Genomic DNA, 18679 nt, shown 5'->3' with positions numbered 1-18679 from the left:
GACAAACCAACAGAATATAACAGTTAAGGAGAGACAAATCATGAGAAACAATAAGTTATTATTTGGAATGATGATTGGCGGGCTCATCGGTGGGCTAGTCACATTGTTCGACCGGGAGACACGTTCGAGAACAAAAGTGCAATTTCTTAATGCAAAAAGGAAAACAAATTATTATGTAAAAAATCCTTCAGAAGCGGTCAGTACTGCAAGGATTGCTTGTAATAAATTCAATGAATCGTTTAATTCAAGTGCTGATAATGCAATTAATGCCTTGGAACAGGTTGAACAAACGATTGAAAAAATAACAAGTAAGAATGAACAACCAAAACGATTAGAATCAGTAGAATAACTAGCGGGAACAAGGGGGATGCATATGAGGAGAGCTGTTAAGTTTCTAAAACAACTTTTTCAAAAGGTATTAGAGGTAGATGTGTTTGGTACAGCGGCACAGCTTGCTTACTTTTTCCTGCTATCTTTATTCCCCTTTTTATTATTTTTAGCCACATTAATTGGGTATTTAACTTTTGACGTACAGCGGGTTTTGTCATTTATAAGTGTTTATGCACCTGAGGAAATCATGACTTTAATTAATACAAATGTCACACAGTTGGTGAACGAACAAAATGGCGGGCTGTTGTCCATCGGTATTATTGGTACCATCTGGTCTGCATCAGCAGGTATTAATTCAGTAATGAAGGGGTTTAACGTGGCGTATGAGGTAGAGGAAGACCGTTCCTTCATAGTTGCTAGGCTGATTGCCATCGTGCTTACGATAGCAATGGTTGTTGTTATCTGTATGGCGTTTGCTTTACCTATTTTTGGAAGATGGGTTGGAGATTACCTTTTCTCCATTCTCGGATTGTCGGCCGGATTTCTTCAAGTATGGGGCACATTACGATGGGTACTGTCATCTGTTGTGTTTTTTATCGTACTCTTGGCACTTTATAAACTAGCACCCAATCAGCGAATAATATTAAAAGATGCAGTATGGGGCGCTGTTTTTGCCACAATCGGGTGGCAGCTCGTTTCCTTGGCGTTTTCCTTCTATGTAAGTACTATTGGAGATTATTCAGCAACGTATGGAAGTCTGGGTACAGTTATTATATTAATGATTTGGTTTTATATTTCAGGAATTATAATTATTACAGGTGGTGTGATTAACGCCATTGTTAAACATAGACGTATTGGCAGGCTTGAAACGTAATAGGAGGGGGCATGGAATTTATACCGTGCCCTCTTCTTTTTAAAATTTGATAAGTTCACATTGTTCGTGATAAGGAAGGATGGACACAGTCAGGGCAGGCTGAACTCGGGCGAAGGAATGCGGAATACGTGCGAGAATAGGTGGAACTTGGGAGTGGACAAATCCGACTCGGGAGAGAAATAGCTGTCTCCCGACTTGGCTTAATTCTTGCCCAATTTTTTAATCAGCCTGGTTTTCGGGCAAGCATCACCGCTTTGATTTGTGTTTCCTAATTACCTCAACAATCTTAGTCCGTTCAGGATTACTAATATGGTGCTACCTTCGTGACCGACTACCCCTAGTGGTAAATCTAGTACTTGGAAAAGGTTCGATACTATTAAGAGTAGAATAACGCTCAAGGAAAACACGATGTTTTGTTTCACAATTTTATTCATTGTTTTTGATAGTTCAAATGCTTTCGCTATTTTAGGTAAATCATTTTTCATCAATACCACATCTGCTGTCTCCAGTGCGACATCCGTACCTTCCCCCATGGCAATTCCAACATTTGCAGTTGCAAGAGCGGGAGCATCATTAATGCCATCCCCAACCATTGCTACATGTTCAAATTTATTTCGCAGTACCTTTACATGGTTCACCTTTTCTTCGGGCAGGCAGCCGGCTATATAATCATCAATACCCGCTTCAGCCGCAATTGCTTTTGCTGTAATGTCATTGTCACCCGTAAGCATGACGGTGAATATATTCCGTTTTTTCAACTGTTTAATAGCCTGTTTTGCTTCTTTTCTTATTGTATCCTTCAATGCTAATAAGCCGATAACCTTATCATTTTTCTTAATAAATACCAGGCTCTTTCCTTCTGATGCAAGTTTCAATGCGGTGCCATCCTGAAATTCATCGGCCTCTTTTTCTCCAACAAACTGTGCCTTTCCGATCTTCCAGGTGTCCTGACCAACTTGTGCCTGAACACCATTTCCATTGGTGGTTTTATGGTGCTGAACATCAACAGTGAACGTCGCTATTTCCAATTGTTGTTTGCTATAATCAGCTATTGCTTGTGCCAAGGGATGAAGTGATTCATTTTCGATTGCTCCAATTATTTCTACCCCATGTTGCTCATCAACTCCTGGTTGAAAATATACATCCGTGACAACCGGCTTTCCATTTGTTAATGTTCCAGTTTTATCGAATGCAATTGCTTTTACATGGCTTAAATTTTCTATGTTTACGCCCCCTTTGAAAAGTACACCATTTTTCGCACCCTTGGAAATTGCTGATAAGGTCGCAGGCATAATTGATGCCACAAGTGCACATGGTGAAGCGACAACAAGTAAAATCATTGCACGATAGACACTCTCTGTCAGCGTCCAACCAAATAGAAGGTAGGGGAGAAACATCATAATACCAACTGCAAGAAGGACTGCTTTAACATAAGTTCCTTCAAATCTTTCGATAAAAAGTTGTGATGGTGATTTTTCATCTTGTGCAGATTGAACAAGGTTAATGATTTTCTGGAATAATGTTTGATCAGTTGGTTTAGAGATACGTACATGGATGGTGCCATCGATTGCAACCGTACCTGCATAAACTTCCTGATCAACCTGTTTGTTTACTGGAATTGATTCTCCTGTAATTGTACTCTCATTAATGGAGCTATTACCTTTTAAAATTATTCCATCAGCCGGAATTCTTTCGCCTGCCTTAACTAAAATTGTATGATCTATTTCTAATTCCGAAACTGGTATTACTTTTTCAATACCGTTTATAAGACAGAGCGCCGTTTCCGGCTGGAGATTCATTAGCGACGATATTTCTTTCTTGCTTTTGTTCATGGTATAGGTTTCAAGAGCACCGGATAAAGCGAAAATGAAAATGAGAATGGCCCCTTCTGTCCAATATCCAATGGCGGCAGAACCGATGGCAGCGAAAACCATTAGCATTTCCACATTTAGTTCCTTATTGGCAACTGTCTCCTCTATGCCTTCCTTTGCCTTTGCGAATCCCCCAATTGCAAAGGCAATCAGATGAAGGATAACGAATGCAGGATAGTTTATATAATCAGCAATAAACCAAGTAATTAAGATAGTTAATCCGCTTAACAATGCTGCAATTAATTCAATATGTTCGTAAGCCTTTTGGAAAAATGGCGATTTGAAAAGATTAGCTAACCTTTTTCCATTAGTATCATATAGTATTTCCGATTTAGTTGTCATGTTATTTCCTCCCCGTATTGATAATGATATTCGTTGTTAATTAGAATAATTATAAATAAATATTTATTATTATATTATCATTGAAAAAAATAATGTCAACAAATTTTTGTATAAAAAAAAGACACACTCGTGTGCGTCTTTTTAGATTAGAAACAGGTGCGACTTCAAATTCCGGGCATAGTCCTATCTATTTGTACGCCACTAACCAGTCGCCTTCGCATTTTATTCAATAACCATATTCTTTTTTAAGATAGTGGCAATAAGTACGAATAGCAGCATTCCTACTATTACATAAAAGAAGGATACTCCCGGGATTATTTGAATAAATAATCCTCCCAGATAAGGTCCGCTTATGCTTCCAATGCTAAAAGCTACACCGGTCATAATGTTCCCGGTTGGGAGTAAGGAACGAGGGAGAACGTCTGCTAAATATGTAATACTCAGTGAGAACAATGAGCCGACAAATATCCCAGCAAGTGTAAATAAGATAAATAGTGCAATTGCGGATGATTCAAAAAATGTCGCTAAAAAGAAACAGAAACTGCCTGCAGATAGTACTGAAATCAGGATGTTTCGACGACCCAAACGGTCACTTAACATTCCCAGTGGGAGCTGTGAAATAACACTGCCAGCAGCAAAGCACGGTATGATAAGCGATAATGTTTCGACGTCGTGACCAATCCGCAACCCGTACACCGGAAATATTCCATGAAGAGTCGCTTCCAAAAATCCATAACCAAATGCAGGCAACAGGGCAACCCAGGCAATTTTTCCGGTTTGAATAAATCGTTTAATAGAACTTGTCCCGTGATTTGTCGTAACATCTTCTTCAGGCCATTTATTTCGAATAAACACAAGCATTGACCAAACAATCATACTTAATAGTGCAGAAAGCAGAAATGGGAGCGCCTCATTAATTGCCAAAAGATTTGTCATCAATGGCCCCAATGTAAAACCAATTCCAAAAAATAACCCGTATAACGCAATGTCCCGACCTCTTGATTCCTTACTACTAGTTGTTGTAATCCAGGTCTGTGTTCCAAAATGGAGCATATTATCTCCAATGCCAATTAGCACACGGAGGATAAACCAGAACCATAATGCATCCCATACTGGAAAGAGTGCCATTGATATGAATACAAGCATCCCGCCATAAACAATGATTGGTTTAAAACCAAATTTCCGCATGGGCTTCTCCATGAATGGGGAGGCGATTAAAACCCCTATGTATAATCCCGTGGCATGAAGGCCGTTAACAGACGAAGGAACACCATTTTGTTCCAGGATAATTGCCAGAAGCGGGAGGATCATCCCTTGTGAGAAGCCGGAAATCGAAACAAGGGAGATCAAAATCCAAAATCTAGACCGCGCTGAAGCCAAAAAACATACCTCCATTTTAGAAAATATTGGCTTATCGCCAGAATTAATGGCGAAAGCCTTAGATTTTTTTATAAGATCAGAATAAATAAAAACCTGTCTAGCTCCAGCGCCCAGAAGCTGCCGTCATAAGCAATGGACACTACGAACGCTAAACCCATGCGTTCTACGGCCCCTTGCTTATGCGTCCGCTTCTAAACGGGGCGCTTGCGCTTTTCTTATACTTAAGTCCTTTAAATATTTATCCTTCCTTAAGTGCAAAAAACGTTTCCTTATACAATCTAATTCTTATTTAATGAAAGGTCAAACAGGATTTCTATGGTAAAACCACTAAACAGGTTATAATAAAGAATAAACAGGTTATATGTATTTAAAGAAATTTTTTTTAAATGGAGGGCTATAAAATGAAATTTTATCTAAAAGACAGCGGGATGCGCATTGACCTCGACTATGGTGAATTGTCTATTTCAGGAAATGAGGATTATGGATACAGACCGTTTCAGTTAATGGTTGCTTCGATTGTTGGCTGCAGTGGATCCGTTTTTCGAAAAATTTTAGAAAAACAGCGCACGGAATTTGAAGATCTAACCATTACAGCAGATGTAGAAAGAAACCCGCAGGAAGCTAATCGAATTGAACATATTACGCTTCATTATTTTGTAAAAGGGTACAATCTTAATAAAGATAAGTTAAAGAAAAACCTTGAACTTTCAAGGAAAAATTGCTCTATGATACGATCAGTGGAATCCAGCATTAAAATTGAGGAAAGTCTTGAAGTAATTGAACTGAGCCGCTAAAAATTGTAGGTATAATATTCGTGTGTCAGAAAAAACTAGAGATAAATGAAAGGGATGTGACACATGAACAAAAAACCGCTAATTTGGGCAGTATTCATTATTTTTTGTATGGTATTAGTCTTTCCAGTGTCTGGTTACAGTAAAGAAAAAAAGTCTCAGCAAGATGAATTTGCTGTTCCAAATCACGTTCTTACGATTACAAAAGAAAATACCTATAGTAATTCAGCAGAAGATCAGGAGATTGTCGAACCAAGCAAGGCAACAAAAGCATTCATTGAAGAATTAGATATTCCTGTTGAAAATCCCGATTTAATTAAAATGCTTAACGAGACGAGTGTGAAGCCATCTCCATTTTCAATTGGATACCGTGGGATGATTTATCTTGGAAGATGGGCATTAAACTATAAATCAACAAACACAACGGTTAATTGGGAATATCAGAAAATCAATACGAATGAGCAAAATAATCTGGGTGGAGAGTCACCTCAAAAAATGCATTATATACAAAAGGAACAAAGGGAAATTACTGGTGCATTGGTCAATAAAATAGCTAGTCCAGAAGATGTGAAGAAAATGATCCTTCTTGACGCTGCTAAGGAAACAAAACTGCCTCTTTCTTATCAAACCATTATAGGGAAAGATACACAGAAAGAAAATAACTACACTATCCCGGTTAATAAATATGGAACATTAACTGCGTACGTACCGGCGGTTATTGATAAGGGGCAGGTTACCTTTGGCGACATTTATATTCAACTGAAGGGAAACAACAAGTCAATCCAAGTTAAAAATGTAACGAAACAGGGGATTGGGGCATGGATTCCAATTCAGGATCATTTAGCATTTTCTTTTACATTGCAATAAGTCTTACGTAAGCCCTTTATGTTAAGGGGCTTTTTTATTGTGCGCCAGTCATGGCGACTATCTAGGTGGTGAAAGTCCACTGTGGGGGTACACACCGACTAACTACTAGAGAAACGCAAGGCAATTATCGTGAGGTAATGGCTGAAGGAAGCGTGTATCAAAATCTTGGCTCGACGAACAGAAATCTGATACCAAGGCTTTATAGGTGGATAAGGCTCCAATACAAGTCAAAGTCCAAAAGGTGTGCGTAATCCTATAAAGTAAATTAGGCGAGTAAAAGAGGAAAGATAGTTGTCTTACCCTGGGAGGTCTCACGGACAGCTGAGGAGTCCCCTATAAAGAAGGCTGGTCGGAAAAGGTTTATCGTGAGAAGTCAGCCGAAGCCATAGTAGTGAAGATATCACGAAGGGCTGAACAATTTATAGTGTTTCTACGCCATGAATGCACGCTAGATATACTTCAGAATGTGTTAATGAGGAAAGTATGAGCGTATCTCAGAGGATACTCAAAAACGAAGTGTCTTACCGTTACGTGAAAGGAAAGGAAGAAACGAGTGTGGAGCTTTTAGAAGAAATCTTAAGTAATCAAAATATGAATCAAGCCTATAAGCGCGTGTATCGCAATAAAGGCGCAAGTGGAGTAGACGGAGTGAGTATAGAAGAATTGAAGGGATATCTTAAAGAACATAAGGATGAACTTCGTTCTCAAATCCGAAAAAGGAAATACCAACCAGCGCCAGCATTGCGTGTAGAGATTCCAAAAGAAAATGGGAAAATGCGCAAACTAGGTATCCCAACGGTTGTTGACAGAGTAGTACAGCAAGCAATCAGTCAAAAACTGAGCCCCATATTCGAAAAACAATTCAGCGAATATAGCTACGGTTTCCGACCGGGAAGAAGCTGTGAGATGGCAATCATCCAAGCGCTGGAATATATGAATGACGGATATGAGTGGTTAGTAGATATTGACCTAGAACGATTCTTTGATACGGTGCATCACGACAAATTGATGAGAATCATCTCCCATACGATAAAAGAGGGGGATATAATTTCCCTTATACGGAAATATCTCGTAAGTGGCGTGATAGTCCACGGTAAATATAAAGATACGTTAGTTGGAACACCACAAGGAGGCAACCTTAGTCCACTTCTAAGCAATATTATGTTGAACGAGATGGATAAGGAACTGGAAACAAGAGGTCTGCGTTTCGTCAGATACGCAGATGATAGTCTCATTTTCGTCAAAAGCGAAAAAGCAGCGAATAGAGTGCTCACTTCCATTACAAAATTTATCGAGAAGAAATTGGGATTAAAGGTCAATGCGGAAAAGAGTAAAATCTCCCGCCCTAGTGAAACAAAATTTCTAGGATTCGGTTACTATTTTGATTTTAATAAGGGAAAGTTTCAACCAAGACCGCATGAAAGTTCGATTCAGAAATTTCAAAGGAAATTGCGAAAGTTAACAAAAAGAAATTGGAGCATCTCATTAGATGACAGGATCGTCAAGTTAAAACAGGTCATATTTGGCTGGGTCAACTACTTCAAGATAGCCAACATGAAGAAAGCACTCGGAGCAATCGACGCAAAACTTCGCTCCAGACTGCGAATAATCATTTGGAAGCAATGGAAGAACAGCAGGAAGAGAATAAAATCCCTTGTCCAGCTTGGCATTCCCAAAGAGGAAGCAAAAGGCTTAACTTACTGTCGAAGGGGTTATCGTTTCATTGGGCTATCCAAGGTAGTTCATAAAGCTTTATCTAACAAACGTCTAAAGCAAAGGGGTATTCCCTTTGCCTTAGACTACTACTTAAAAGTACACACTGCGATATAAATTGAACCGCCGTATACGGAACCGTACGTACGGTGGTGTGAGAGGGGCGGAAAGTCATTTAACTTTCCCCTCTACTCGATTACATTTTAATTACGTTCGCCCATTAGTTCTTGAGGACAAGCCAAGATTTTCTAACTTTTGTGTAGATGATGGCGGAAAAAAGCCCATTGGACTTTATCCGCAGCGTATTAAGACAATTGTGCAGCGAGAGTTAGGCAGTATTTATTAATTGATACCTTCTTCCTCGAAAATCCTTGCTAATTTTTTTACATCAACCACAAGGTTTTTGATGACTTCATGTGCTTTGGATGCAGGATTCGCGATCCCGCATTTCAGAAAATAGTAATCCAAATCTAAATAATTCCCAATTTTTATGAATTCATCTGAGGTTGATGTAAATAACTGAATAATTTTTGTTCCCGGCTGGCAGAACATAATATTTGCAAGCCCGGCACCATTCGGGCTTATGATAACCTTGGCTGAAGAAAAAATATCGAGTTGTTCTTGTACGGTTAGGGAGCTTAAAATAATCTTTTTGAATCCCTTTTTAGTCAAAAGTGTCATAAGTTTGGGTTCATTGGCAACCTTTCTCCACGAGGCGTCTTCCCGGCTAATATAGATACGTTCAAAATCACTTGAACTTGGATGGGATTTTGATTTAAGAAATGAGTCCCGGAGGAATTCAATTGTCCATTTCACACATGTTCCTGCGTTAAATGGAACGGATGGCAATATCAAATTTTCAGCTTTCAGGTGCTTTCCAGGGGGGATTTGTAAGATTTTATTCTCAGGGATGCCAAGCATTTTAACCGTTTCCCGCTGAAATGGCAATGTCATAAGCGGTAGGACATACTTATCGATCTTAAAGCCGCTGAGCTGCAGCAAACGATAACGCCCCAGTGTATCGTGTAACCAATGCCAGTAATTAGAGTGCCCAGCCCATGCTAGAACGCCCAAATTACCATAATATGGGGAGGCAGAAGGGATGTTATTGACTGCGATCTTTTCAAAGTAATTCCAATATTGATAAAAGACCATATCACGCAAACATTTGTAATCAGGTGTCAATGCATAAACCATTCCCTCCCCTTTATCACACATCCATATACTGCCATTTTCTACCTTTGAAACATAAGATTTGTCAAACGTGTGGTTCTCGCCAAACCGCGGTGGGGATACCCAATCAACCCATTGCGGCGCATCTCCTTTTGGCAGCGCATATTTCACCGTCTCATTTATATGAAATTCCTTATATACATCTTGTAAATCTGGTTTTGGGGTAGTTTCTTTAATCCAATCTAGCGTATTGATATATATATCTTTCATACATGGTACATCTCCTTTTCATAAGCAACCTTAGCCTACGCCCTGTTTTTGCACATATCCTTTATTACTCCATAATATGTAGAAGAGTCATCAAAAGTGTTAAACTATTGTCCGAATATACCAACTAAATAAGCTTATAATGAACTGAAACGGGGGTAAAATTATTAAATGATAAACGTACTGGTAACCGGTGCAGGCGGATTTATAGGTAAAAATCTTATCGATAGACTGCACAGGGAAAAAGGAGTCCTTGTCAAACAGTATCATCGCGGGGATGACCTGTCGCAGCTGTATAGACATTTAAACGATTCGGATATCATCTATCATCTGGCGGGGGTGAACAGGCCTCAGCATAATGAGGAATTTGCAAGGGTAAATCGTGATCTTACTAAACTAATCGTCAACTATTTAAGAGAAAATCAAAAGACGCCGAAAGTTGTTTTTTCCTCCTCTACACAAGCGGAATTAGATACACCTTATGGGGTAAGTAAAAAAGCCGCCGAGGATGTGATTAAAAATTATAGTAATGTAACTGGAGCAGATGTATGCATTTATCGACTTCCAGGTGTCTTCGGCAAATGGTGTAAGCCACATTATAACTCCGTCGTTGCTACCTTTTGCCATGAAATTTCTCATGATAAAGAAATCGATGTCCATGATGGGAAGAAAAAACTTGAACTCGTATATATTGACGATGTTGTAGACAGTTTTGTAAGCTGTCTTGCCTTGAAAAATAAGGAAGGGAATTTCTATTCTTCTATTAGTCAAACCTTTCATTCCACGGTAGGAGAGTTGGCTAATAAACTTTACGAAATAAGGGATATGCGGAAATCACTAATCATACCTGACCTGTCCAACAAACTAACAAAGTACTTGTATACGACCTATCTATCTTATTTAGACAAGAATAATTTTTCATATGATTTACCGGCGCATCTAGATGAACGGGGAAGTCTGGTTGAGTTAATCAAATCACAGCAGGCTGGTCAAGTATTTATGTCAACATCACGAAAAGGTGTTATAAGGGGAAATCATTATCATCATACAAAAGTAGAGAAATTCTGTGTGATTAGGGGATCGGCGAATATTAAATTAAGAAAGGTCGATTCCGATGAACTGATCACTTATACAGTTTCGGACCAAAACATTGAGATTGTGGATATACCTCCTGGCTTTACCCATCTGATTGAGAACGTAACGGATGGTGAGATGATTGTTTTATTTTGGGCAAATGAACTATTTGATCCGGATAACCCGGATACCATACCATTGAAGGTCCAGCTGGACGAAACTGATGAAAAGAAAGGATGATAATTGTGTCAAAAGACAAGACATATACACTTCAGGAAGACGATATTTGCCTTGTAGCCTATCCAAAGTCAGGAAACAATTTCCTGCTATTTCTCGTCGCCATGTTATTATACCGAAAAAAAATGGACTGGGCCACAAAGGGTGAAATGATTCAAAATGTGTCGAGTGAACCAATCAAAAATTTGCCAACCCCGCATCTTGTATGGAGTCATAAAAGGTATGACCCATCTTATCCTAAAGTTATTTACCTTGTAAGGGATCCCCGGGATGTTGTCGTTTCCTATTATCACCATTTCCAAAAGTATTATGGTGAAAGCCGTGACTTTGATAAATTTTTTGAAGCGTTTATGGATGGGAAAATTGGCCCCGGATTATGGGACACGAATATAGAAAGCTGGCTTGACAATCAGAAAAAAGTTAAAAATGGTTTTCTGCTTGTTAAATATGAGAATCTTCTTCAAGACACTGCGAAAGAAGCGCACAGGATTATTAACTTCTTAAACTTAGACAGGACAGAAAAAGAAATCAACGAAGCGGTAAATTGGGCCTCTTTCGATAATATGAAAGCATTGGAAAAGAAACAGCAATCCCATATAAATGGTAGTTCATCGTTTGTCAATAAAACCATGCCTTTTGTAAGGGAAGGCAAAGCGAATAAATGGAAATCTGTTTTGAGCAATGCGCAGCAGCAGCAAATTATTCAAACATTTAATAAGACTTTAACAAGGTTAGGGTATAAATAAAGCACTCATTTTAAAAGCCTTCTGATAATGGAAGGCGTTTTTTATTTCAGAAAGGTGTGAATAGCGATGCTAAAATTATTGCTGATTGCAGCCGATACCTCCCAATTTACAAATAATAATTATTATTACTTGGAGACAGAATTAGCAAAAATAACGAAGCTAATGGTTTATCGGAAATCTGGTCCGATAAGCAAAATATTACGAAATATACCCGAAAAACCAGATTTCATTTTAATAGTAAATGACGTGGGTAAAACTTTTGCACCTTATGTTACTGGTTTAACCGATATCAGTATACCTGTGGGGCTGGTTGTGAATGATGCGCACCGGTTTGTGGGCCAACGGAGAAGATATATTACGAATAATCAAATCAGAACATTCTTTGTCATATCTCAGCATAATTTTTACAATCATTATCCCCGCCAATGTTATGATCAGGTATTCTTTCTCCCTCAATTTGCTAATACCACAATCTTTAAAGACTACGGTGGAAAAAAGAAAATCGATTTAATGATGCTGGGTGAAGTTTCTCTTCCGCAAATCTACCCATTAAGGGAAAAGGTCCTACAGCATTATAGAGATACTCCCGAATTTTTCAATCAGCCCCATCCAGGATGGAGAGATTTTACAACGAAACAGGCAGAAAAGGCATTGATCGGTGAAAACTATGCCAGGACCATTAACCAGGCGAAGCTATTTTTTGCATGCGGTTCGGTTCGGCAAGTTGTGACATTTAAATATTTTGAAGTGCCAGCGTGTCACACATTATTAATGGCCCCTGCCTTACCAGAACTTGAGGAGATCGGCTTGATACCAGGCAAACATTTTGTAGATATTAACGAGGAAAACTTTTCGGAAAGGGCTGATTATTATTTGAGGAATACAAAAGAGCTGGAAAGGATTACAGAAGAGGGGTATCGATTCGTTCATAACCATCATTCAACCGCTCATCGGGCAAGGCAATTAGTTGGGAAGATAAAGACGATTTTATAAAATGGAGGTTATTAGCATACTTGCACTAGGGAGAAATGAAAAAGTTAAAAAAGACATGATTCCAATTTATAATGGGAATTATGTCCTTTTTAGATATTTTGATACCTTTTGTGTCACGCCATTTATCGTTTACGTTTAAAAAGAGCTTGTGTTGTGATAACATTTGCTTTCATAAGAATTTGTTCAATTTCGGCTGATGACATTAATTCATCATTGGATTGATACCGTTCGAAGGAAACCTTTGGTAAACTCTCGTACCTTTTCTTTACATCCTTTGAAGCATTGACAGGTAAAATGACATAGTAGTTTTCATCAAATTTATAGGTGTCTTTTGATTCAGCATTTGATACTAACACCTCGTGGAATTTCTCACCCGGACGTATCCCAATCTCATTTATGGTAATATCTTTTGCGGCAAAATGACTCTCTAGAACACTAATCAAATCGACAATCCGGCATGCTTTCATTTTCATGACAAATGTTTCCCCACCAATCGCTTGTTCAGATGCATGTATCAATAAATCAATGGCCTCGGAAACGGTTAGGAAGAAGCGTGTCATTTCCCTGGATGTAAGTGGAACTGTATGATGGCTTTCAATTTGCTCTTTAAAAAATGGAATCGCACTGCCATTGGTCCCAATAACATTACCACCTCGGATACAGACAAAACGCGTATGACTGCTTAATTGATTGGCGTGAATGATTAGTTTTTCACCGATCGCTTTTGTTAGTCCATAAAAGTTGATTGGTTCAACAGCTTTATCTGTCGAAACATCAATGACTTTTTTAACTCTTTGATTTAAACTAGCTTTGATAATATTCTCCGTACCATTTACATTGGTTTTTAAAGCTTCTGAAGGCTGGTCTTCACATATTGGTACATGTTTGAGTGCCGAAAGATGGAATATATAATCAACATTTTTTGCTGCTTCGTTCACTGCTTCAAAATCTCTTACATCACCAATCACAAATTTTAAATAAGGATTATCTGAAAATGTTCTTTTCATTTTCACCTGAGCAAATTCATTACGTGAAAAGATCCTTATTTCCTTTGGTTGAAATGAAAGTAATTTTTTGACGAGTTCATGTCCCCAGGAACCTGTCCCCCCGGTAATCAATATTGTTGTATCTTGAAACACATTTAAACAACTCCCTATAGTTATAATACCTATTGTTTATAATCATCAGGTTAATAGATACATATGAACATGGCCGATGACTTGGATGACAGGAATTCTTCTCAAATAGGTTCCCGAATTTCTTGTATATACCTTATTTGATAACCGACATCATTCAAATAGGTTATACCTTAACTTATGAAGAAAATAATAGATTGTATATGATATACGTTTAAGTAAAGGGAAAATAGACAATTGCAGGGAGTCCAAATGTGATATATGAGACCGTCATATAAGGAAATCTGACCGCTTTAGACTTAACTTGCGGTCAGATCAAAGGAAAATGGTAGAGAAGTTATCGCTTCGCCAAAAACCAGCCATTTTTCAAATTCTCCCGGTTATAATAAAATCGCTCATGATCTTCATAACGCAACATGGTCCCGCCGGCGGCTTCAACAATCACCTGGCCCGCACCAGTGTCCCATTCCATCGTTGGGGCAAAGCGAGGGTAGTAGTCGGCTTTGCCCTCTGCCACAAGACAGAATTTCAGAGAGCTTCCGGCTGATACCACATCGACTTCATGATCACTGCGCAGCTCTTCAATAAATACCTCGGTTTCTTCTGACATATGGGAGCGGCTTGCGACCACATTGACGACGGTGCTCGGGACAACAGTCGGCAGCTTCAAACTTTGCTTAATCAGCGTTTCATCATCAGTCAAATCCACACATGACGCATTCTCCAATTTAAATGCACCTAGACTGGTCCTTCCAAAATAAAACGCATCCAGCACCGGAGCATAAATGACACCCATCACAGGATAGCCGTCCTCAATCAACGCAATATTTACGGTAAACTCGCCATTTTTCCTGATGAACTCTTTCGTTCCATCCAGCGGATCAATCAGAAAAAACACAGACCAATCCTTGCGTTCAGCATATGGAATCTCGCTGCCTTCCTCGCTTAAAACAGGGATATCGCTATACGCCTTCTGAAGCCCGTTGATAATCGTCTGATGTGAACGCCAATCCGCTTCTGTCAGAGGTGATTCGTCTACCTTCATCTCAACCGAAAAATCCTGATCATAAACGTCTAGAATCTCACGACCGGCATCCAATGATATATCCAGCATCGTCTTTAAACTTACATCAATCATATTTCAGGTATCCTTTCGTTTTCAAATAGGAAATGATCGTCCGTACCGATTCTTCTATACTCAGCTTATTTGTATCCACCGTGATTTCCGGGGTCACTGGTGCTTCATATGGTGCATCAATTCCAGTAAATTCTTTAATCTCACCAGCCCGTACTTTCTTATACAGCCCTTTTGGGTCACGTGATTCACACGTTTCTAAACTTGCATCGACAAACACCTCAATGAATTCATTGTCGTCCAGCAGATTACGTATTTCATCACGGTCTTGGCGAAACGGGGAAATGAAAGCGGACAACGTAACCAATCCGGCTTCAACCATCAGCTTGGATACTTCCCCAATGCGACGGATGTTTTCTTTCCGGTCTTCTGGACTGAAACCTAGATTTTTATTCAAACCATGGCGGATATTGTCCCCATCCAAACGATACGTCCGGATACCCATTGTATGCAGTTGTTTTTCCAGCTCAACCGAAATAGTCGATTTACCTGAACCGGAAAGGCCGGTGAACCACACCACGGCGCTCTTATGGTTATTCAATTGCCTTCGATGTTCTTTCGTTACTTTCGAATGATGCCATTTAATATTTTTAGATTTTGCCATAAATGCTTCCTCCTAAAACCACACATTATAAATGATAAAAACAGACGTCACCATCACTAATAGACTAAGCGGGAACCCAACCTTTACGTAATCTGTAAACTTGTAGCCGCCGGGGCCATACACAATCAAATTCGTCTGGTAACCGATTGGTGTGACAAAACTTGCAGAGGCAGCTATCGCAATGAGGACAGCAATACCAATTGGGTCGATAGCAAGTGTCTGCGCCATTTCAATCCCAATTGGGAGCATTATGACGGCTGCTGCACTATTGGTGATAATTTCTGTAAATACATTTGTTAGGATATAGATTATGAACAGAATGACCACTATTCCTAATGGCTCACCAAAATCCAATAAGACGGCCGCAATCCAGTCCGCAAGACCCGTTTTCATCATGGCAGTGCCAATTCCAAGCGAACTGGCAATCAATAATAAAACATTGAAGTGAACATACTTCTTCGCTTCCTGAGGTGTGATAACTTTCGTACTCAAAAATACCAGTACTGCCAGTGCCGTCGCTTTAAACATGCTGAGCCACCCCAGTGTCACCGTCATAATCATTGCGAACAGTATGAGGATGGAAAACCAGCCTTTCTTAGCGTTCTGATTCAGGGATGCCGGTGTATCTAATGACGATACAACAAAAAAGTCGTTCGATTGCTGATATTTTTCAACGAAATCAGTACCTGCCACTAGCAATAATGAATCCCCGGGCTTTAGAACGATGTCCCCGATCTTGCTCCGGATTCGCTCATTATTCCGGTGTACTGCAATAACACCTGCATCATACCGTGAGCGGAACTGTGACTGTTTAATTGACTTGGATAAAAGTGATGATTGGTTTGACACAACTGCATCCACTAAATTGATCGATCCATCCTTAAGATCATCAAGGTCAAAGTTCGTCCCTGTTTCCAACTCTAGTCCTTTAATTTTCTGCAGGTCAGCGATAGTTGAAATCAGACCTGTAAAAATTAGCCGATCACCACTTTGAATAACCGTTGTTGACCTTACAGGTGAAATCCGTTGAAAATCATCGCGGATAATTTCAATCAGATAAAGACCTTTCAAATCACGTAGGCCTGCTTGCTCAACACGTCTGCCAAGATGTCCAAAGTCTTGTGTCACCTGCATTTCAGCAATGTATTCTTTAGAGTCTTCCTTGATCTGTTGGCCGAAACCTTTGTTATCTGGCAGTAATTTATATCCGATTGTAAATAAATAAACGAGTCCAATCAGTGCAACCGGAATACCAACGACAGTTAATGTAAATAATGAAAAACCATCCAGTCCATAATCCAACATCAAGCCATGAACAACTAGATTTGTGGACGTTCCCATTAACGTTATCATTCCGCCTAAAATTGTGGCATATGATAAAGGAATCAGAAACTTGGAAGGAGCGATGCCACGGTTTTCACACCATTTTTTAATAATTGGTGTAAACGTAACGACAATCGGCGTATTATTCAAAAAAGCCGAAAATGCAGATGTCGGTACAAAAAAGCGCAGCATTGAATCTGTGTGATTACGGCTATTCTTAAGTAACCTTTCCATCATTCGATCGATCAAACCGCTCTTCTGTACAGTCCCTGCAACAATGAATAATAACGCAACCGTCAGCATTCCTTCATTGGAAAAACCGCTCAATGCTTCATCAACCGTCAAAATGCCGGACAACAATAATATAATTAACACTGAAAAAATGACCATGTCAGCCCGGGCCACTTCGAAAATCAGCATGGCAAACATGGTCAACAGTAATGACGAAACAAACATCATCTCAAACGACATGGGATATCAGATCCTCTTTTAGTACGTGCTCAAAAAGAAAAATAGAGCGGTCTTTTCGAACAGTCTTTCTCAATTTTTCTGCATTCCTTTGATCAGCACATCTGCAACTTCTGGACGGGAAAATTCTTTTGGCGGACGTTTACCGTTGCGAAGCAGTTCACGCACTTTTGTACCACTTAAGTGGATATGATTCTCCTTGTTATGCGGACAAGTTTTCGCGGATGCCATATTTTCACATACTTTGCAGTAAAATGCATGTTCAAATTTGAAAATCTGAATGCCGATCTCTTCTTCAAATTGTGCTATCAGCTCTTGAGCTTCATATGTCCCATAGTAGTCACCGACCCCGGCATGATCACGCCCGACAATAAAATGTGTGCATCCATAGTTTTTTCGCACAATTGCATGCAAAATCGCCTCTTTTGGACCAGCATAGCGCATTGCCGCCGGATAGATAACAAGGCGTACACGATCTTTTACATAATAGTTTTCTACTATTGTTTTATAGCTTTCCATCCTTACTATTGCCGGAATATCATCAGATTTTGTTTCTCCGACAAGCGGGTTCAGAAGTAAGCCATCCACAGATTCAAGTGCTGTTTTTTGAATATGCTCATGGGCACGGTGGACCGGGTTGCGTGTCTGGAAGCCAACGATTGTTTTCCATCCTAGCTCCTTAAACATCTGTTGTGTTTCAGCCGGATCCAAGTAATGTGCTGCAAATTGACTGTGATCCGGACGATTAAGCAGCGTAATCGCACCACCAAGATATATATTTCCTTTCTCATAAACTTTCTTCACACCAGGATGCGCGGCATTAGTTGTTCCGTAGATATTTTGCGCTTCCTTCTTTTTATCATATTCATATTTCTCGGCCAGGTTAATAGTCCCATAGATGATGCCATCCTTACCTTTAAGGGCAATTTGTTCACCAATGTTAAGGTTTTTTGCCTGTTCTACGGTCACGGGCAGTGTAATCGGAATGCTCCATATCGTGCCATCCGCAAGACGAGTATTCTTAACAACATTCTCATAATCAGCCTGTGCCATAAATCCTGTCAGCGGACTGAATCCGCCTATCCCAATCAGTTCCATATCCGAAATCACCCAGGAATTTACAGTTATTGACCGAAGCTTTTCAGCATTCTTAATCGCTTCAGCCCTTCTCTGTCCAGTTAATTCGCGGTTGATTAAAAACCCACCGTGTGGTTGATTGACCATACGATAACCTCCTACATTTTAATTTTCATACACTAACATATTGAATAAAGAAAAAAGTTGGAACGACCTATGTCACTGGTTGTTTAGAAAAAGGCACCTTAGCTATGAATAGGTCTTAGCTAAGGTGGGGA

General features: G+C 39.5%; 16 protein-coding genes. 8 read left to right on the top strand and 8 right to left on the bottom strand.

The genetic code is table 11. The features are described 5' to 3' along the window. Positions 1 to 40 precede the first annotated feature (40 nt). Complete coding sequence (locus CFK37_RS02155; protein WP_089060360.1) at positions 41 to 349, top strand: hypothetical protein; 309 nt, start codon at positions 41 to 43, stop codon at positions 347 to 349. A 24-nt stretch (positions 350 to 373) separates the two neighbouring features. Continuing rightward, complete coding sequence (locus tag CFK37_RS02150) at positions 374 to 1204, top strand: YihY/virulence factor BrkB family protein (protein WP_089060359.1); 831 nt, start codon at positions 374 to 376, stop codon at positions 1202 to 1204. 272 nt (positions 1205 to 1476) lie between these two features. Here the strand turns inward: CFK37_RS02150 and CFK37_RS02145 are convergent, their stop codons facing one another. Then, on the bottom strand, positions 1477 to 3417 hold the full coding sequence (locus tag CFK37_RS02145) for a heavy metal translocating P-type ATPase (protein ID WP_089060358.1): 1941 nt from the start codon (positions 3415 to 3417) through the stop codon (positions 1477 to 1479). Between the two features lie 222 nt (positions 3418 to 3639). After that, positions 3640 to 4797 carry an MFS transporter gene (locus CFK37_RS02140; protein ID WP_089060357.1) on the bottom strand — a complete coding sequence of 386 codons (1158 nt, stop codon included), beginning with the start codon at positions 4795 to 4797 and terminating at the stop codon, positions 3640 to 3642. 401 nt (positions 4798 to 5198) lie between these two features. Here CFK37_RS02140 and CFK37_RS02135 point away from each other — a divergent pair, with 401 nt between their 5' ends. The 3 genes from CFK37_RS02135 (at position 5199) to ltrA (ending at position 8285) form a co-directional block, all read left to right on the top strand. Beyond that, positions 5199 to 5591 (top strand): OsmC family protein, encoded by a 393-nt coding sequence (locus CFK37_RS02135; RefSeq protein ID WP_089060356.1) that lies wholly within the window; start codon positions 5199 to 5201, stop codon positions 5589 to 5591. A 63-nt stretch (positions 5592 to 5654) separates the two neighbouring features. After that, positions 5655 to 6455 carry a YfkD family protein gene (locus CFK37_RS02130; RefSeq protein ID WP_089060355.1) on the top strand — a complete coding sequence of 267 codons (801 nt, stop codon included), beginning with the start codon at positions 5655 to 5657 and terminating at the stop codon, positions 6453 to 6455. A 555-nt stretch (positions 6456 to 7010) separates the two neighbouring features. Next, the gene (gene ltrA / locus CFK37_RS02125; protein ID WP_089063508.1) at positions 7011 to 8285 is read left to right on the top strand and encodes a group II intron reverse transcriptase/maturase; all 1275 of its coding nucleotides are present in this window, start codon (positions 7011 to 7013) and stop codon (positions 8283 to 8285) included. A 225-nt stretch (positions 8286 to 8510) separates the two neighbouring features. Here the strand turns inward: ltrA and CFK37_RS02120 are convergent, their stop codons facing one another. Next, on the bottom strand, positions 8511 to 9611 hold the full coding sequence (locus tag CFK37_RS02120; protein WP_089060354.1) for a glycosyltransferase family 61 protein: 1101 nt from the start codon (positions 9609 to 9611) through the stop codon (positions 8511 to 8513). A gap of 168 nt (positions 9612 to 9779) precedes the next feature. Here CFK37_RS02120 and CFK37_RS02115 point away from each other — a divergent pair, with 168 nt between their 5' ends. From CFK37_RS02115 to CFK37_RS02105, 3 genes are all read left to right on the top strand, one after another. Then, positions 9780 to 10922, top strand: a complete 1143-nt coding sequence (locus tag CFK37_RS02115) for a polysaccharide biosynthesis C-terminal domain-containing protein (protein ID WP_089060353.1) — start codon at positions 9780 to 9782, stop codon at positions 10920 to 10922. Between the two features lie 5 nt (positions 10923 to 10927). Further along, a complete protein-coding gene (locus tag CFK37_RS02110; RefSeq protein ID WP_157724779.1) occupies positions 10928 to 11665 on the top strand; it encodes a sulfotransferase domain-containing protein in 738 nt (245 codons plus the stop codon). A gap of 66 nt (positions 11666 to 11731) precedes the next feature. Continuing rightward, a complete protein-coding gene (locus tag CFK37_RS02105; RefSeq protein WP_089060351.1) occupies positions 11732 to 12658 on the top strand; it encodes a glycosyltransferase in 927 nt (308 codons plus the stop codon). Positions 12659 to 12780: 122 nt separating this feature from the next. Here the strand turns inward: CFK37_RS02105 and CFK37_RS02100 are convergent, their stop codons facing one another. The 5 genes from CFK37_RS02100 to sat all read right to left on the bottom strand — a co-directional run bounded on the left by CFK37_RS02100 (position 12781) and on the right by sat (position 18548). After that, the gene (locus CFK37_RS02100; protein WP_089060350.1) at positions 12781 to 13797 is read right to left on the bottom strand and encodes a polysaccharide biosynthesis protein; all 1017 of its coding nucleotides are present in this window, start codon (positions 13795 to 13797) and stop codon (positions 12781 to 12783) included. A 334-nt stretch (positions 13798 to 14131) separates the two neighbouring features. Beyond that, positions 14132 to 14932: a 3'(2'),5'-bisphosphate nucleotidase CysQ gene (cysQ, locus tag CFK37_RS02095; protein ID WP_089060349.1), complete on the bottom strand. Its 801-nt coding sequence runs from the start codon at positions 14930 to 14932 to the stop codon at positions 14132 to 14134. Continuing rightward, complete coding sequence (cysC, locus tag CFK37_RS02090; RefSeq protein WP_089060348.1) at positions 14925 to 15533, bottom strand: adenylyl-sulfate kinase; 609 nt, start codon at positions 15531 to 15533, stop codon at positions 14925 to 14927. The genes cysQ and cysC overlap by 8 nt, the downstream gene beginning before the upstream one ends. 12 nt (positions 15534 to 15545) lie before the next feature. Continuing rightward, a complete protein-coding gene (locus tag CFK37_RS02085) occupies positions 15546 to 17327 on the bottom strand; it encodes an SLC13 family permease (protein WP_089060347.1) in 1782 nt (593 codons plus the stop codon). Between the two features lie 69 nt (positions 17328 to 17396). Then, positions 17397 to 18548 (bottom strand): sulfate adenylyltransferase, encoded by a 1152-nt coding sequence (gene sat / locus CFK37_RS02080; protein WP_089060346.1) that lies wholly within the window; start codon positions 18546 to 18548, stop codon positions 17397 to 17399. Between the last annotated feature and the right edge of the window lie 131 nt (positions 18549 to 18679).

This window comes from Virgibacillus phasianinus, assembly GCF_002216775.1.
Lineage (GTDB): Bacteria > Bacillota > Bacilli > Bacillales > Amphibacillaceae > Virgibacillus_F > Virgibacillus_F phasianinus.
This window is presented reverse-complemented; position numbering and strand designations above follow the sequence as displayed.

What these genes read in the sequence shown, in the direction of transcription:
- CFK37_RS02155 (WP_089060360.1), top strand. Translation starts at nt 41, where the DNA reads ATGAGAAACAATAAGTTATTATTTGGAATGATGATTGGCGGGCTCATC.
- CFK37_RS02150 (WP_089060359.1), top strand. Translation starts at nt 374, where the DNA reads ATGAGGAGAGCTGTTAAGTTTCTAAAACAACTTTTTCAAAAGGTATTA.
- CFK37_RS02145 (WP_089060358.1), bottom strand. Translation starts at nt 3,417, where the DNA reads ATGACAACTAAATCGGAAATACTATATGATACTAATGGAAAAAGGTTA.
- CFK37_RS02135 (WP_089060356.1), top strand. Translation starts at nt 5,199, where the DNA reads ATGAAATTTTATCTAAAAGACAGCGGGATGCGCATTGACCTCGACTAT.
- CFK37_RS02130 (WP_089060355.1), top strand. Translation starts at nt 5,655, where the DNA reads ATGAACAAAAAACCGCTAATTTGGGCAGTATTCATTATTTTTTGTATG.
- CFK37_RS02120 (WP_089060354.1), bottom strand. Translation starts at nt 9,611, where the DNA reads ATGAAAGATATATATATCAATACGCTAGATTGGATTAAAGAAACTACC.
- CFK37_RS02115 (WP_089060353.1), top strand. Translation starts at nt 9,780, where the DNA reads ATGATAAACGTACTGGTAACCGGTGCAGGCGGATTTATAGGTAAAAAT.
- CFK37_RS02105 (WP_089060351.1), top strand. Translation starts at nt 11,732, where the DNA reads ATGCTAAAATTATTGCTGATTGCAGCCGATACCTCCCAATTTACAAAT.
- cysQ (WP_089060349.1), bottom strand. Translation starts at nt 14,932, where the DNA reads ATGATTGATGTAAGTTTAAAGACGATGCTGGATATATCATTGGATGCC.
- cysC (WP_089060348.1), bottom strand. Translation starts at nt 15,533, where the DNA reads ATGGCAAAATCTAAAAATATTAAATGGCATCATTCGAAAGTAACGAAA.
- CFK37_RS02085 (WP_089060347.1), bottom strand. Translation starts at nt 17,327, where the DNA reads ATGTCGTTTGAGATGATGTTTGTTTCGTCATTACTGTTGACCATGTTT.
- sat (WP_089060346.1), bottom strand. Translation starts at nt 18,548, where the DNA reads ATGGTCAATCAACCACACGGTGGGTTTTTAATCAACCGCGAATTAACT.